General features: G+C 72.5%; 11 protein-coding genes and 1 other RNA gene. 5 read left to right on the top strand and 7 right to left on the bottom strand.

The window, feature by feature from the left end; translation table 11 throughout:
* Positions 1-206 precede the first annotated feature (206 nt).
* From rnpB to JMJ56_RS25975, 4 genes are all read right to left on the bottom strand, one after another.
* Positions 207-633: RNase P RNA component class A (gene rnpB / locus JMJ56_RS25990), an RNA gene on the bottom strand.
* Positions 634-668: 35 nt separating this feature from the next.
* Entirely contained in the window at positions 669-1313 is a 645-nt protein-coding gene (locus JMJ56_RS25985) for an N-acetylmuramoyl-L-alanine amidase (RefSeq protein WP_202834668.1), read from the bottom strand.
* A 47-nt stretch (positions 1314-1360) separates the two neighbouring features.
* Positions 1361-2164, bottom strand: a complete 804-nt coding sequence (locus JMJ56_RS25980) for a TerB family tellurite resistance protein (protein ID WP_202834694.1) — start codon at positions 2162-2164, stop codon at positions 1361-1363.
* Positions 2165-2693: 529 nt separating this feature from the next.
* Positions 2694-3203: a winged helix DNA-binding protein gene (locus tag JMJ56_RS25975; RefSeq protein WP_202834667.1), complete on the bottom strand. Its 510-nt coding sequence runs from the start codon at positions 3201-3203 to the stop codon at positions 2694-2696.
* Between the two features lie 100 nt (positions 3204-3303).
* Here JMJ56_RS25975 and JMJ56_RS25970 point away from each other — a divergent pair, with 100 nt between their 5' ends.
* The 4 genes from JMJ56_RS25970 (at position 3304) to JMJ56_RS25955 (ending at position 11966) form a co-directional block, all read left to right on the top strand.
* On the top strand, positions 3304-6942 hold the full coding sequence (locus JMJ56_RS25970; protein ID WP_236038589.1) for a hydantoinase B/oxoprolinase family protein: 3639 nt from the start codon (positions 3304-3306) through the stop codon (positions 6940-6942).
* On the top strand, positions 6942-9767 hold the full coding sequence (locus JMJ56_RS25965) for an AsmA family protein (RefSeq protein WP_202834666.1): 2826 nt from the start codon (positions 6942-6944) through the stop codon (positions 9765-9767). Before JMJ56_RS25970 ends, JMJ56_RS25965 begins: the two co-directional genes overlap by 1 nt.
* Before the next feature lie 176 nt (positions 9768-9943).
* Complete coding sequence (locus JMJ56_RS25960) at positions 9944-11344, top strand: M20/M25/M40 family metallo-hydrolase (RefSeq protein ID WP_202834665.1); 1401 nt, start codon at positions 9944-9946, stop codon at positions 11342-11344.
* A gap of 85 nt (positions 11345-11429) precedes the next feature.
* On the top strand, positions 11430-11966 hold the full coding sequence (locus JMJ56_RS25955) for an EF-hand domain-containing protein (protein WP_202834664.1): 537 nt from the start codon (positions 11430-11432) through the stop codon (positions 11964-11966).
* A 119-nt stretch (positions 11967-12085) separates the two neighbouring features.
* Here the strand turns inward: JMJ56_RS25955 and JMJ56_RS25950 are convergent, their stop codons facing one another.
* On the bottom strand, positions 12086-12394 hold the full coding sequence (locus JMJ56_RS25950; protein WP_202834663.1) for a hypothetical protein: 309 nt from the start codon (positions 12392-12394) through the stop codon (positions 12086-12088).
* A gap of 446 nt (positions 12395-12840) precedes the next feature.
* Between JMJ56_RS25950 and JMJ56_RS25945 the strand changes: the two genes are divergently transcribed.
* On the top strand, positions 12841-13803 hold the full coding sequence (locus JMJ56_RS25945; protein ID WP_202834662.1) for a hypothetical protein: 963 nt from the start codon (positions 12841-12843) through the stop codon (positions 13801-13803).
* Between the two features lie 24 nt (positions 13804-13827).
* Here JMJ56_RS25945 and JMJ56_RS25940 read toward each other — a convergent pair whose 3' ends face one another.
* Together JMJ56_RS25940 and JMJ56_RS34205 are read right to left on the bottom strand one after the other, a co-directional pair.
* Complete coding sequence (locus JMJ56_RS25940; protein ID WP_202834661.1) at positions 13828-16185, bottom strand: ATP-binding protein; 2358 nt, start codon at positions 16183-16185, stop codon at positions 13828-13830.
* Positions 16182-16436 (bottom strand): hypothetical protein (locus JMJ56_RS34205; protein ID WP_236038587.1); only part of this gene is annotated, 255 nt, incomplete at its 5' end. The genes JMJ56_RS34205 and JMJ56_RS25940, both read right to left, overlap by 4 nt.

Raw genomic sequence — 16436 nt, 5'->3', positions numbered from 1 at the left:
ATTTCGTGGGACCACAAGCACGAATACCGTTTCGACCCACTAAATGCGCCCGACAAATTGCCCGATTCCTAAGGCCTTAGAGGCCGGCATCGCTACCGCATGAGAAATCATCTGCGATCGAAAGCAATATGTTATACTTACCCGGTTTGTTCCTTATCCGCACCGGCCGGATGTGGGCGGTTCCGTGGATGAAGCTGTGGGGAAAATGCGCCAGGTGGCCTGTAAGCCGGGTTCTGTCCGCCCCCGGAAAACCGGGGACGAGGCGACCATTCCTCTGGGACGCACCTTGCGGTGCGCCTCACGCGGCCAACCCGGGCGACGGGGCGGGAATGCCCCCGCGCCAGGCGGGCCGAAGCCCACCCGCGCCGGTCGCCCCTATTCGGCCTTGCTCCCGATGGGGTTTGCCCTGCCGCCCCCGTTGCCGGGGGCGCGGTGCGCTCTTGCCGCACCGTTTCACCCTTGCCGGGCAGCCTCGCGGCGGCCCGGCGGTCTCTTCTCTGTGGCACTTTCCCTGAAGGCCGCCCCTTGCGGTTCGACCCCCGCCGGCCGTTGGCCGGCATCGTATTCCCGTGGAGCCCGGACTTTCCTCCAGCGGGGCCTTGCAACCCCGCCAGCGGCCGCCCGGCCACCTGACGCGGCGGCGTCATGCGCCCCCGGTCAGCCCCGCGTCAACCGGCTTCCGGCGGCGCGGGCGGAATCATCGCGGCGACGGCCGCCAGCCGCGCCAGGCAGCCGGCGTCGGCGATGCCGTCCACCTGCTCCGGCCGCCAGCGCCTCTGGAAGGCGGTGAGCAGCACCGGCAGCGGCAGGTCGCTCCGGTAGCCGATGGCCGCCAGCAGCGCCTCCGGCCCCGCCTCCACGGGCTCCGCCTCCGCCGCGGGCCAGAGGCCGACGCCATTCGCCGCCAGCCCCTCCCAGTCGAAGAGCTCGCCGGGGTCCTGCTTCCGGTCCGGCGCCACGTCGCTGTGCCCGACCACATCCCAGGGCGCGACCGGATGCCGCGCGAGGATGTCGAGGCAGAGGTCGCAAAGGGCGGCCATCTGCAGGGCAGGGAAGGGGCGATACCCCCAGTCATGCCCCGGATTGACGATCTCGATGCCGATGCTGCGGTCGTTCAGCGCGGCGCGGCCGCGCCAGTGCGAGATGCCGGCATGCCAGGCCCGCCGCTCCTCCGGCACCAGCCGGAGGACCGTGCCGTCCTCCTCGACCACGTAATGCGAGGAAACCTTCGCCACCGGATCCCGCAGCCGCTCGATCGCCGCCCGGCCGCTCTGCATGCCCGTGTAGTGGAGCATGAGGATGTTGGCCGGCATGCCCGCCGGCCGCTCGTCCTGATTCGGGCTCGGCGCATCGACGACCCTCAGAGCTTCCGCTCCCGCTTGACGCGGTCCCAGGCGGCGTTGATCTCGGCCACCTTCTCCGTCGCCCGCTTGACGAATTCCGCGGGCACGCCGCGCGAGGCCAGGCTGTCGGGATGGTTCTCCCGCATGAGCCGCCGCCAGGCCTGGCGCACGGCATCGTCCGGCGCGTCCCGCGCCACGCCGAGGATGGTGTAGGGGTCCGGCCCGCTCGCCGCCGCCGGATCACCCGCCGCGCGGGAGCTGCGCCCGTCCCGCGCCCGCTCCCAGGCCGCCGCATCCAGGCCGAACCCGCGCTGCGTCCCCTGGAGGAAGGCCAGCTCCGCCTTGGTCAGCGGGCCGTCCGCCCTGGCGATCTGGAACAGCGCCCCGAGCACGTCCTCCAGCATCCCCTTGTTGTCGGCGAAGCTCTCCCCGAGCTTCTCGGCGAAGGGCTCCGGCGGGTCGGCGCTGTCCCGCGCCTGGTCGAACAGGGCCGCCACCTCGCGCAGGTTCTCGGGCGGGATGCGGAACATCCGCTTGAAGGCGTCGATCTCCTCGCGCTTCACCGGCCCGTCGCATTTGGCGAGCTTGGCCGCCAGCACGACGACAGTGATGGCGAAGAGCTGCTCCTTGCTGCCCAGCAGCGCGGCCGCGTCGGCCGCCTGCCGCACCGCGGAACGCCCGAACAAGGCACCGAAGGGGTTGCCCGCCGCTCGCCCGCCCTGGTCCGCCGCATGGCCGAGCGCCGCCCCGACCACGGCGCCGAGCGGCCCGCCGGTCATGAAGCCCGTCACCCCGCCGATGATCTTGCCCCAGAGGGTCAAGCGCCGCACCCCATTGCTCTCGCCCCAGCCTTTGCCAGGTCAGCCTTACCATGCCGGAGGCAGACGGGGAGAGGCCCCGCTCGCCCGCTAGATGGGTTGCCGCTGCCGGGCGCGAAAGGTTGGCCGCCGCCCGAGCCCGGGACGACGGCCGCCCGGGTCGCCGCCAGCCGATGCCGCCCCCGCCGCCGTGGAGGCCCCGGACCGGCCCGAATACCGAAAGCAGCAATCAGCCTCCGCAATGCAATTCGCGTGGTTTTTCATGGCGAGAACTAGACGAATGGCAATCAATATTGGGCCGGCCGACTCGGAGACTGTCAGGGCGGTACGGCTTGCTGCCCATCCCGCTCGCGATATCGAGAGTTACAGCCGACTTTGGCCGGTGATTGCACCAGTTCCGGTTCCCGGACACCGTCCATCGCCTCCCGTCTTGGCGTGGCTTGACAGGGCTGTCTTCTTTTCAAGCGGAACTGGCTGGCCGAGAGTGCCGAAGTAGGCCTCCTTTGGCAGACGGGAGCCTGGGCCGACCGCGCTACAGCGTCGCCGCCGCCCGCGAGGCCTGGTCGTAGAAGCCCGACAGGGTCCGCAGCAGCCCCGCCACTTCCGAAAGCGCCGCCGCCGGTGGCCCGCTGTCACGCACCGCCCCGGCCAGCAGCCTCTCCCTGACTTCGGCATAGCGCGCGCAGAAGGCCGCCCCCGCCGGCGTCGCCGCGACCAGCTTCTCCTTGCCCTGGCGGCTCGTCGTCACCAGCCCCGCTGCATCGAGCTTGCGGATGGCATAGGTGGCGATATGCGCATCCTCGATGCCGAGCGCGAGGAGGATCTCCGCCTGCCGCTTCGCCCGCCCGCGGTGATGCACCGAGTGCAGGATGAGCACCTCGACCGGCGATAGCCCCGCCGCTCCCGCCGCCGCGGCGCACAGCACCATCCAGCGCTGGAAGGCATGGCCGGCGAGGATCAGCCCGTATTCCACCTCGGACAGGCCTGGCGAGGCGCCGGCGGCCAGGTGTGCGGAGGAGACGACGGGACGGGGTTCGGCCATGCCAGGAACATTGACAAAATATCGATAAATCGTCAACGAGGCGGCGGCGGCCTTGCGCGTCGGGCGAGGGGGCGCCATCACGGCGCGAATGGAGGCGATCATGGACGCAGGCTGGCAGTTCTGGATCGATCGCGGCGGCACCTTCACCGACATCGTCGCCCGCAACCCCGCCGGCCGCCTCACCACGGCGAAGCTGCTTTCCGAGAATCCCGGCCGCTACCGCGACGCCGCCGTCGCCGGCATCCGCCAGATCCTGGCGCGGGAAGCGGGCCTCGCCCCCGATGCCGCCATGCCGCGGGGGATGATCGAGGCGGTGAAGATGGGCACGACGGTCGCCACCAACGCGCTGCTGGAGCGCAAGGGCGAGCGCGTGCTGCTGCTCGTCAACCGCGGCTTCGCCGACATGCTCCGCATCGGCAACCAGGCCCGCCCGCGCCTCTTCGACCTCGCGGTCAGGCTTCCAGACCTGCTGCACGAGCAGGTCGCCGAGATCGGCGGCCGCATCGCCGTCACCGGCGAGGAGCTGGAGCCGCTCGACGAGGCCACCGCCCGCGCCGCCCTCGAAGCCGCCTACGCCGACGGCATCCGTGCCGTCGCCATCGTGCTGATGCATGCCTGGGCGCATCCCGCCCATGAGCTTCGCCTCGGCGAGATCGCGCGCGAGGTCGGCTTCCCACAGGTCTCGCTCAGCCACCAGGCCAGCCCGTTGCCCCGCATCGTCCCGCGCGGCGACACGACGGTGGTCGATGCCTACCTCTCCCCGATCCTCCGCCGCTATGTGGAGCAGGTCTCCGGCGAGCTCCCCGGCGTGCGTCTCTACTTCATGCAGTCGAATGGCGGCCTCACCGAGGCCGGGCATTTCCAGGGCAAGGACGCCATCCTCTCCGGCCCCGCCGGTGGCATCGTCGGTGCCGCGCGCACCGCCGGCATGGCGGGCCTCGACCGCATCATCGGCTTCGACATGGGCGGCACCTCCACCGATGTCGCCCTCTATGCCGGCGAGTTCGAGCGCGCCTTCGAGACGCTGGTCGCCGGCGTGCGGATGCGCGCGCCGATGATGGCGATCAACACGGTGGCCGCCGGCGGCGGCTCCGTCCTCGCCTTCGACGGCGCCCGCTACCGCGTCGGGCCGGAAAGCGCCGGTGCCGTTCCCGGCCCGGCCTGCTACCGCCGCGGCGGCCCGCTCACCGTGACCGACGCCAATGTCATGGTCGGCAAGATCCAGCCGCGCCACTTCCCGCCGATCTTCGGCCCCGATGCCGACCAGCCGCTCGACGCCGATGTCGTGCGGGAGAAGTTCACCGCACTGGCCGCCGAGATCGCCGCCGCCACCGGCGAGACGCCCGAGCCCCGCGCGGTCGCGGAAGGCTTCCTCCGCGTCGCCGTCGCCAACATGGCGAACGCCATCAAGCAGGTCTCCATCCAGAAGGGCCATGACGTCACCCGCCACGCCCTGCAATGCTTCGGCGGCGCCGGCGGCCAGCATGCCTGCCTCGTCGCCGACGAGCTCGGCATGGAGACGGTCTTCATCCACCCCTTCGCCGGCGTGCTCTCGGCCTACGGCATGGGCCTCGCCGACCAGACGGTGATCCGCGAGGCCGCCGTCGAAGCCCCGCTCTCGCCGGACTCGATGGCAGGTCTCGCCGAAACCCTCGACCGCCTTGCCGGGGAAGGCCGCGCCGAACTTCTCCATCAGGGTGCCGAGGCCGGCCGCATCGCCGCCGCCCGTCGCCTGCATCTCCGCTATGCCGGCACCGACAGCTTCCTCCCCATCCCCTTCGGTGCGCATGACGTGGTGGTTGCCGCCTTCACCGCGGCCCATCGTGCGCGCTTCGGCTTCGCCACGCCCGAGCGCCAGGTCGTCGTCGAGGCCTGCATCGCCGAGGTGACCGCCGCCGGCGAATCCGTCGAGGAAGCCAAGCTCCCCGCCCGCACCCCCGGCGAGGCGATCCCCCTGCTCGACACCGTCCCCCTCTTCGCCGCCGGCGCCGAGCATTCTGCCCCCGTCTACGACCGCGAAGCGCTGCTCGCCGGCGACCGCCTCGCGGGCCCCGCCCTGATCCGCGAGGCCAATGCGACGACGGTGGTCGAGCCCGGCTGGACCGCCGAGCTCACCCCCCTCAACCACCTCATCCTCCGCCGCACCACGCCGCGCGAGGCGACGCATACCGAGGTCACCGGCCGCCCCGACCCGGTGATGCTGGAGCTGTTCAACAACCTCTTCATGTCCATCGCCGAGCAGACCGGCGCCGTCCTGCAGAACACCTCCCTCAGCGTGAACATCAAGGAGCGGCTCGACTTCTCCTGCGCCATCTTCGACAGCGAGGGCGGCCTCGTCGCCAATGCCCCCCACGTCCCCGTCCATCTCGGCGCCATGGGCGAGAGCGTCCGCACCGTCATCCGCCAGCGCGGCAAGACGCTCCGCCCCGGCGACGTGGTGGCGCTGAACAACCCCTATAACGGCGGCACCCACCTGCCGGACGTCACCGTCATCACCCCCGTCTTCGACGCGGCGGGCAGGGAGATCCTCTTCTTCCTCGGAAGCCGCGGCCACCACGCCGATATCGGCGGCCTGACGCCCGGATCCACGCCCCCGCTGTCCCGCACGCTGGAGGAGGAGGGCGTCGTCATCGACGATTTCCTTCTCGTGAAGCAGGGCCGCTTCCGCGAGGCCGAGTTCCGCGCCCTGCTCGCCGCGGCGAGATACCCGGCGCGCAGCCCGGACGTGAACGTCGCCGACATCAAGGCGCAGATCGCCGCCAACGAGAAGGGCGTGCAGGAACTGCAGCGCGCCGTCCGCGAGCAGGGGCTGGACACCGTCCGCGCCTATATGCGCCACGTCATGGACAATGCGGAGGAGAGCGTCCGCCGCGTCCTGGCGAGGCTCCAGGACGGCGAGTTCCGCACCACCACCGATGACGGCACGCCCCTCGTCGTCGCCGTCCGCGTCGACCGCGAGGGACGCCGCGCCGTGATCGACTTCACCGGCACCGGCCCGCAGCGCCCGTCGAATTTCAACGCTCCTGCCGCCGTCTGCCGCGCCGTCGTGCTCTATTGCTTCCGTGCCCTGGTCGGCGAGGAGATCCCGTTGAATGACGGCTGCCTCAAGCCTCTGGAGATCGTCGTCCCCTCCGGCACCTTCCTCTCGCCGCTGCCCCATGGTGAAGGAGGGGGCGCCGCCGTCGTCGCCGGCAATACCGAGGTCAGCCAGATGACCTGCAACGCCCTGCTCGCGGCGCTGGGCGCCTGCGCCTCCGCCCAGGCCACCATGAACAACGTGATTTTCGGTGACGATCTCTATCAGTATTATGAAACGGTCTGCGGCGGCGTCGGTGCCGGCCCTGGATTCGACGGCTGGGGCCCGGTGCAGACCCATATGACCAATACCCGCATGACCGACCCGGAGATCCTGGAACTCCGCTACCCCGTGCGGCTGGAGGAGTTCGCCATCCGCCGCGGCTCCGGCGGTGCGGGCCAGTGGCGTGGCGGCGACGGCGCCCGGCGGCGCATCCGCTTCCTCCGCCCGATGCAGGCCATCGTCGTCGCCTCCCGCCGCAACGTCGCGCCGCACGGGATGATGGGCGGCGCCGACGGCCTGCCCGGCCGGCAATGGGTCGAGCGCGCCAATGGCAGCATCGAGCCCATCCCCGGCAACAGCGGCAGCGCCGACCTCGCCATTGGCGACGCGCTGGTGGTGGAGACCCCGGGCGGCGGCGGCTGGGGCCCGCCCCCCGCCTGATGCGCCGCCTCGCGGCCATTCTCCTGCCGCTGCTGGCGCTGTTCGCCGCCGCGCTCTGGGTCGGCCCCCGCCTGCTGGACTGGGAGCCCTACCGCGCGCGCCTCGCCGAGATCGCCAGCACCCGGCTCGGCCGCCCGGTGACGCTCGGCGGCCGCATCACCCTGACGCTCCTGCCCCAGCCCCGCGTCGAGGCCGCCGCTGTCGCCATCGGTTCCAACGACGACGGTCTGACCATCACGGCGCGCGCCATGCGCCTCCGCCTCGATCTCGGCGCCCTCCTCGCCGGCCATCTGGAGCCGCGCGAGATCGCGCTCGTCGGCGGCGAGATCACCATGCCCTGGCCGCCCACCGCCCTGCCGGGCCTCCGCCCGCCGACCTGGCTCTCCGCCCTCGACGCGCGCCTCGAGGATTGCCGCCTGAAGCTCGGCGGCCTGCAATTCGAGGCGCTGAACGCCCGGCTCCGGACCGGCGCCGCCGCCGAGGCGCTGAGTGCGGAGGGCACGCTCGCCTGGCGCGGCTATGCCATTCGCTTCGCCGGCCAGCTCGGCCGCGCCGGCTTCGACGGCGTCGCCCCGCTCGACCTCTCGCTCGCCCTGGCCGGCTCGACGCTGACCGCCCGTGGCGTCCTCGCCTCCGACGGCTTCGACGGGCGGATGGAGTCCGCCGGCCCCGACCTTTCCCTGCTGCTGCCCGCCCCACCTAGCGCCTTCCGTGCCACCGGCCGCCTCACCGTCGCCGCCGACCTCCTCGCCGCCGATGACCTCTCCATCGACCTTGCCGGCCAACCCGCCCGCGGCGCCGCCACCCTCCGCCTCGCGCCCGAAGCCCGGCTCGACATCGCGCTCACCGCCGGCCGGCTCGACCTCGATGCCTGGTTCGCCGCCCTCCGGCAGACCCGCGGCAGTGCCCGCGCTCTGCCCATTCCGGTCAGCATCGACCTCTCGGCCGAGGCGACGGGCTTCGGCGGCATCCCGCTGCGGCGGCTGCGCGGCGGCTTCTTCCTCGAAGGCGACCGCCTCACCCTCTCCGACGTCAGCGCCCTGCTGCCCGGCGAAATGGAGCTGGACGTCGCCGGCGCCACCGCCGGCCCGCGCATGGAACTCGCCCTCCGCTTCTCCGGCCGGGCGCTGCGCGAGACGCTGACCGCCCTCGGCCTGCCGCTCGCCGGCACCGATCCCGCCCGCCTCCATTCCGCCGAAGGCCGCCTTCGCCTCGCGCTCGAGAACGGCCAGGCCACCCTCTCCGACATCACGGCGACCGTGGACGAGACCCGCGTCACCGGCGCTGGATCGCTCCGCCTCGGCGGCGCCCGGCCGCAGGTCGGCCTCGGCCTCACCCTCGACCGGCTCGACCTCGACGGCCTGCTGCCCGGGGCCGGCCAGCTCGGCGGCATCGACCTCAATCTCCGCCTTGCCGCCGACCGCCTGACCCTCGACCAATTCGCCGCCGAGCGCGCCACCCTCGACGCCACCATCGAGGACGGCCGGCTTGCGCTCCGCCGCCTCGCCTTCCGCCTCGGCGAGCTGGACCTCGCCGCCTCCGGCGCCGCCCAGCTGGCCCCCACCCCACGCGCCTCCGACGTGACGCTGGAGGCGAGCGGCTCCAACGCCACCGTCCTGGCCCCGCTGCTGCCGCCCGGCTGGGCGCCGCTGCTCGCCCAGCCCGTCGGGCTGCGCCTCTCCGGCGGCGGCGCGCCCGAGGCGGTGGCGCTCAGGGCCGAGGGCGATGTCGGCAGCCTCCGCGTCGAGGCCGCGGCGACGCTCGATACCCGCGCCCGCCGTGGCGCCGGCACGCTGACGCTGCGCCATCCCGGTGCCCCGCGTCTCCTCGCCCCACTGCTTGGCATGGATGTGGCGGACTGGCTGGGGGAGGGGTCTTTCTCGCTGATCGCCAGCCTCGCCGGCCAGCTTGGCAGCACACCCACGCTCACCGCCGATCGCCTGGACCTCGTCGCCGGCACGCTCCGCCTGCGCAGCCAGCTCGCCCTGGCCCTGGCCAGGCCGCGCCCCCGCCTCACCGGCCGTCTCGCCGCCGAACGCCTGCCCTTGCCGACGCCCGCGCTGCGCGGCAGCGATCCCGTCGGCTTCGACCGCCTCGGCCTGCTCGACGCCGACCTCGCGGTGGAGGCCGGCCGGCTCGAACCCCTCGGCTGGACCCCGCTGGAGGCCTTCTCCGGCACGCTGAAGCTGGACTCCGGCACCCTCCGCCTCGACGGTGTGCAGGCGCGGCTCGCCGGCGGCACGCTCCGGGGCAACCTGCTGGCGGAGGGAATGGCGAGTCCGCCCCGCCTCGCCCTTGAGGCCAGGCTCGACGGCGCCACGATCGGCGAGCCGCTCTTCGGACTCCCCCTCGATCTCGGTGCCGGCCAGGTGACGGCCGAGGCCGCCCTGCACGCCACCGGACATAGCGCGGCGGCGCTCACCGCGACGCTCGCGGGCAACCTCGCGCTGGCCATGCAGGACGGCGTGCTGGTCGGCGCCGACCTCGCCGCCCTGCAGGACAGCCTAGCCCCGACCGGCCCCGACCAGGGGGCCCTCCGCGCTGCCCTCGCCGCCGGCGCCACCGCCTTCGAGCGGCTGGAAGCCAAGGCCTCCCTCGCCGAAGGCCGCATCACCCTCGCCGGCGCCAACCTCGCCACCGAAGGCGGCGCCGCCGCCACGGCAAGCGGCACGATCGACCTCGCCCGCAGCGCCCTCGACCTCCGCCTCGCCACCCGCCCCGTCGCCGAGGCACCCGAGATCGCGCTCCGCCTCACCGGCCCGCTGACGGAGCCCCGCCGCCTGCCGGAACTGGCGCCCTTCCTCCTGTGGCGGGCAAGTCGCTAGGTGGCTTGACGATCCAGGCAGGAAGTCCTGTTTATTTTTAGATCGACGCGGAAGCTCCCAGCATCGGCCCCACCCGACTCACCGTGGCATCACCCGCTTGGGGAATTTGTCCGAAGCCTGCATCCTCGGCCACACTGTACCCCGACCCTTGCCCCGATCCTTGCCGAGGACCTGCCATGCCATCCCGTGACGGCGCCCTGACCCGCGCGGCCCGCTTCTTCGACGAGGGCGGCTTCCGGTCGCTGCTCGCCCGGCTGGTGGAGTATCCCTCCACCTCGCAGGAGCCCGGCGCCGAGGCGGCCCTCGAGACCTATCTCGCCGAGGCCATCCGCCCCTGGCTGGAGCGCATGGGCTTCGCCGCCACCATCCACGCGAACCCGCTCCCCGGCTTCGGCCCCATCCTGACCGCCGAGCGGATCGAAGACCCCGCCCGCCCCACCATCCTGCTCTACGGCCATGGGGACACCGTCCGCGGCCTCGAGGACCAGTGGCGCCCGGGCCTCGCACCCTGGGGCCTGACCGAGGAGGGCGACCGCTGGTACGGCCGCGGCACCGCCGACAACAAGGGCCAGCACGCCCTCAACCTGGCCGCGCTGGAGGCGGTGCTCGCCGAACGCGGCGGCCGCCTCGGCTTCAACGTCAAGCTCGTGCTGGAGATGGCCGAGGAGCGCGGCAGCAAGGGCCTCCGCGAGTTCGTCGCGGCGCATGCCGAGGCGCTGGCCGCCGATGCGTTGATCGCCTCCGACGGCCCCCGCGTCGATCCCCTGGTGCCGACCATCGCCACCGGCACCCGCGGCACCTACCACTTCGACCTGCTGGTCAGGCTGCGCGAGGGGGGCGTGCATTCCGGCCATTGGGGCGGGCTGACCACCGACCCGGCGATCATCCTGGCCCATGCCCTCTCCACCATCATGGACCGCAACGGCAAGATCCTGGTGCGCGATTGGCTGCCCCGCAACGGCGTCCCCGCTTCCGTGCGCGGCGTGCTGGAAGGCTGCCCGGTCGGCGGCGGGGAAGGGGCGGCGACCATCGACGAGGGTTGGGGCGAGCCTGGCCTGACGCCCGCTGAGAAAATCTATGGCTGGAACAGCCTGATCGTCCTCGCGATGCTCAGCGGCCGGCCGGAGAACCCGGTCAACGCCGTCGCCCCCGACGCCCGTGCCCATTGCCAGATCCGCTACACCGTGGATTCGGATACCGCCGGCTTCGAGGCCGCGCTCCGCCATCATCTCGATGCCCATGGCCTGCAGCAGGTGCGGATCGAGAATGCGGGCATCCGCATGGCCGCCAGCCGCACCGCCCCCGACCACCCCTGGGTCCGCTGGGCGCAGTCGAGCATGGAGCGCTCGCTCGGCAAGGCCGTGCAGATCATTCCCAACAGCTCCGGCGGCCTGCCGGGCGATGTCTTCGTCGACCATCTCGGCGTGCCGCTGGTCTGGGTGCCGCACAGCTACAACGGCTGCAAGCAGCACGGGCCGGACGAGCACCTGCTGATCGCCCCCGCCCGCGAGGGCCTGCTCGCCTTCGCCGGAATGTGGTGGGACCTGGGCGAAGATGGCACGCCCGGCCGCAAATGATACGTTTCCTCACTCCTGCCGTCATGCGCGGGTTACAGGGCGCGGCGAAGCTCCCTCAGGCCACACACGGCCTGAAGGAGCACCCATGAGGACGATCCGTTCGGCACTGCTGGGGACCGCGCTGGCCGCCGTCGCCCTGCCGGCCCTCGCGCAGCCCACGCCCCCGCCCCCGGGCGGCCCCCCCGGCATGTTCGCCCGCATCGACGCCAATGGCGACGGCCGCATCACGCAGGAGGAAGGCTGGTCCTTCGTCCAGGCCCGTTTCGCCGAGGCCGATCGCAACAAGGACGGCGCCCTGGCGCTGGAGGAGGCGACCTCCGCCCGGCTGATGCCGCCGCCCCCCGCCGCAGGCGCGCCGCCGGCCCCGCCGCCGCGCGAGATGGGCCCGATGCAGGCCCGCATTGTGGCGATGATGTTCCGCGCCGCGGACGCCAACCGCGACGGCCGGGTGACGCTCGACGAGGTCCGCCCACTGGCCGAGGCCCGCTTCCGCGCCATCGACGCCAATGGCGACAACGGCATCACCATGGACGAACTGCCGCTCCGCCCGCATCACCACCATCGTGGCCCGCATCACGGCGCGCACGGAGACAGGCCCGAGGCTCCGCCGCCGGCCCGCTAAGGGCTTGGCCCGGTATCGTTGCAGGGCTTCGCTGCGGAAAGCCGTGCCGGGCCTGAGGCCCAGGACGCAGGCGCCAACTCGGGGCCCCGCAAAGCCGCGAAGCGGTTTTGCGGGAAGCCCTAGACCCGCGGCATTCCCCGCACCGGCCCCTGTCCCTTGTCGGCACCCTCCGCCGACAGCTCCAGCCAGGCCTCAACCATTAGCCCGCCGATGACGAAGATGCCCCAGAGCGGCAGGCTGAGCCCGACGGCGAGCAGGGCGGAAGAGGGCCAGGGGGCGTCCGGCGGCAAGCCGAACAGCCCGAGCAGCGAGGCCGGCATCAGCTGCATCAGCACATGCACCGGGAAGGCCAGCAGCCGGACGAAGATCAGCGCCAGCTCCTGCAGGCTCATCACCCCATCGGCATTGAGGTCCCAACCTTCGCGCACGACGGTATACAGGGCGCCCAGGATCGCGCATATGTTGAGAAGCGCGCACCGCCAGTGCATCAATGCGCCGTGTCGTGTTCCTGCCCTCATGGCATAGACCATGGCGACGATCGTCGGCGCCCGGCAAGAGGTGTTTTTCTGGAGGAACGGGGCATAGTCATCAATCGGTCGATACCGGCATGGAGCAAGCCGGCAAGGACAAGCCGCAACGCCTTGAATGCTTGACCGGCGGCCCTTTTGCCGACATGCCTCCCACCCCGGAGCGCGGGCTTGCTACACGCTTTGGCGAAGAGGGCTTATTCGCCTTCCGTGCCACCGTCTCCGCTCCTAAACACTTGGCGCGGGCCGCCTTTCGGGGTTGCCCCGCCCATGCCTGAGAGGTTGCTGTGCGCCCAGATGGACCGGCCGAAGGCGCTGCCTTGCCCGCGACGGATGGCTCCGCGGTCATGCAGCCCAAGCTGCTCGATTTCCAGCCCGCCTTCGAGGCCGCACTGCCGCCCGACTGGGTGTTGATCGGCCGCTGCCGCGCCGGCGAGGTAAGGGGTGCCGCCCCTGGGACGGTCGGCGGCGGCTGCTTCGTCCTCGCCCATGCCGAGATCGGCGTCGCCCTGGTCGACCTGCTGCCCATGCGCACCCCGCAGGCCGAGGCGCATCTTCGCCGCCTGCTGAACGCCGTCGACTTCTCCGCGCAGTGCCGTGGCTACCTGCCGGTCATCCAGTGCGAGGTCACGCCGCAGGAACTCGGCAGCCTGCATGCGCGGATCGAGGATGCCTTCACCTATGACCAGGTGCTGACCATCGCCGATCGCGGCCGGTGGGTTGGCGTGCTGCGCCGCATCCTGCAGGCCAGCGTGACCTGGGAGGCGCTGGACGGCCTGTTGCCGGAGCCCGGGCCGGACCGCCGCGCTTGGCGCCCTCGCATGCTGCCGCCCGCCGCGCGGGTCCTGCGCGCCGGGATGGTCGGTTGCGGCGTGCTCGGCATCTTCGGCCTCGGCTTCGTCACCGCGCTGCTGATGCCGCAGGAGCCGGTCGCCGCACTGCCCAGCCCGGGCACCGGCTTCGGCGTCGTCGCCGAGGCCGCCCGCGTGGTTGAGGAGCCTGGCCCCCTGGAGGTCGCCACCCCGGCGCTGCCCGAGCCCCGCACGGTCGCGCTCGCCGAGCCTCGCCCGGTCATACTTGCCGAGCCTCGCCCGGTTGCGTTGGCCGAGCCCGTGCCTTTGCCGGCCCCCGGGGCGTTGCCGCCCGAAACGCCGCCCGTGGCCGTCGCCGCGACGGCGCGCCACCCCGTCCGCGTGCCGTTGCCGATCGACCGGCGATGCAGCGACGCCGTCTTCCGCTTCCAGCAGGGCGCCAGCCTCACCGCGCAGGAGATGGCCCATGTCCGCCAGGGCTGCGCCTCGCTGCGATAGGGTCCGGAGCGGGCGGCCAGCCCGCTATCCCACCCTGGCCGGCAGCCGTGTCCCGGGAAGCAGCGCCGCCATCTGATCGAGCAGCCGCGCCCCGGAAACCGGCTTCCGCATCAATGCGAAGGGCCCGCCGACCACCGCGCCCACCGCCAGGTTGGCTGCATCCCCGGCATAGCCCGTCACCAGGATCGCCGGCAGGCCGGGATGGCGTTCCTGTGCCTCCTTGATCAGGCTGACGCCGTCGATCCCCGGCATCGCCAGGTCGGTGACGAGCAGCTGGAAGGACTCGCCCCGCGACAGCTGGCCGAGCGCCAGCGCCCCATCCGCCGCCTCCACCACCTCATAGCCCGCATCGGCCAGCTCGCCGGCCAGCAGCCGGCGCACCAGCGGCTCGTCATCCACCAGCAGCACCCGCGGCCGGTGCCCGGCCCGGACGGGGGAGGGGCCTCCGGCCGCGGCGGCCATCTCCACCCGCTCCACTGCCGTCTCCGCCCGCGTCACCGGCAGCCAGAGCGAGACGCGCGTGCCCCGCCCCACCTCGCTCTCGATCGCCAGCGCCCCGCGCGAGCCCTGGGCGAAGCTGTTGGCCATGGCGAGGCCGAGGCCGGTGCCCTGGCCCAGCGGCTTGGTGGTGAAGAAGGGCTCGGTGGCATGGGCGAGCGTCGCCTGGTCCATTCCCTCGCCGGTATCCTCCACCAGCAGATGGACGTAGTCGCCCGCCGCCAGCCCGTTGGCGCCGCCCTCGGGCCCGATGACGGCAGCCGCGGCCCGCAGCGTCAGCGTGCCGCCATCCGGCATGGCGTCCCGTGCATTGGTGGCGAGGTTGAGCAGCACCGTCTCGAACTGGCTGCGGTCGGCCAGCACCGGGGGCAGGCCCGGCGCCGCCTCCGCCACCACGCGGATGCGCCCGCCGAGCGTCGCCGCCAGCACGTCCCGCAGGTCGGCCAGCAGCCGCCCGAGGTCGAGCGGCACGGCCCGCAGCTCCTCCCGCCGGGAGAAGGCGAGCAGCCGCCGCGTCACCGCCTCGCCGCGCCGCGCCGCCTCCTCCACCATGTCGGTGAGGCGGCGGATGGCAGACGGGTCCTCCGCCCGCCGGCGGATCAGGCTGGTGCCGCCGAGCACCGCCTGAAGCACGTTGTTGAAGTCATGCGCGATGCCGCCCGCCAGCTGGCCCACCGCCTGGACCTTCTGCGCCTGGAGCAGCGCCGCCTCGGCCTGGCGCCGCTCCTCGATCTCGGTGCTGAGCCGGTCATTGGTCCGCATCAGCTCCCGCGTCCGCTCCTCGACCCGCGCCTCCAGCGCATCGGCATGATGCCGCAGCTCCTCCTCGCGCCGCTGGAGCTGCGCCGCCATGGCATTCCAGGCCGCGGCGATCTTGCCGAATTCGGAGCGCCGGTCGCGCTCCGGCGCCCGCGCCGCCAGCTCGCCCTGGCCCCAGCGATGTGCCACGGCAAGCAAGGCCCGCGTCGGCGCCTCGATGAAGCGCCGCGCCACCAGCCGCGTCATCAGGAAGACGACGAGCGCCACGGACGCTACCATCAAGGCGCTTTGCAGCAGGCTCCGCTCGACATCCGCCATCAGCTCCGCCTCGGCGAAGCCGACCACGGCGGCGAGGTTGTGGCTCGCCGCCGTCGGCGGCACGAAGCCGACCAGCCGGTTGGTGCCGTCGATGCTGCGGATGCGCAGCGTGCCCGGCCGCGTCTCCCCCAGCAAGGTCAGCGCGGCGGGCGGGAAGCGGGCGCCGACGAACTCCTCGTGCCGCTGGTCGCGCGCCAGGATCACGCCATTCGCATCGGCGATGGTGAGCACGCCATTGGTCAGCAGCGCGGCGCTGCTGCGCTTCAGTCCGGAGAGGCTGCGGGCCAGCCAGTCGAGGTCGAGGGCGGCGACCAGCACCGTCGGGTGGGCATCTCCCGGCCCGACGGCCGGCAGAAAGAAGGGCAGCACGCCGCCCGGCACCTGCGGCAGCCGGGTGAAACGCCCGGCGGTGAAGTTGCGGGCCGCCCGCGCCTCCTCCGCCCAGGCCGGCGGCTCCGCCAGGCCGAGCAGGGCCGGGTCCGAGGCGCAGCGGACGCGCCCTGTCTCGTCCACCAAGGCGATGAAGGCATAGCCGAGGGCGTACTGGCGAAGGGCCGAGAGCCGCGCGTTGCAGTCCGCCCCGAAGATGCGCACCTGCCGGTACTCCGCCGCGGCGCCGAGCAGGATGCGCGCCCCCTCGGCGATGCCGGAGATGGTGCCGCCCAGCAGCTCGGCCTGGCGGATGGCGACGGTGTCGAGCTGCGCCTTGCGCTGCGACCATTGCGACCAGCTGAACGCCCCCTGGAGGGCGATGATCGGCAGCAGGCAGATGGCGATGACCAGCAGGATGCGGGTGGACAGCGTCATGCCGGCTTCGGCGCCATGACGTCACGCCGCATCGGATGCGGCAACGGCACCTCTGCGATGGACATGCTCCTCTCTCCCGTCAGGCTGGCAAGACGCTCAAGGATACCGCGGTTATTATGCCAGCGCATCAGCGCCGTGAAACGATCTGAAATGGATGGGGCTGCCAGAGCGGGTGATGGTGGGTGCGACAGGGATTGAACCTGTGACCCTTGCCGTGTGAAGGCACTCTTCGGTTTCGGGCACAAGGTAAC

Origin of the sequence: Belnapia arida, assembly GCF_016773205.1 — a bacterium.
Taxonomy (GTDB): Bacteria; Pseudomonadota; Alphaproteobacteria; order Acetobacterales; family Acetobacteraceae; genus Belnapia; species Belnapia arida.
This window is presented reverse-complemented; position numbering and strand designations above follow the sequence as displayed.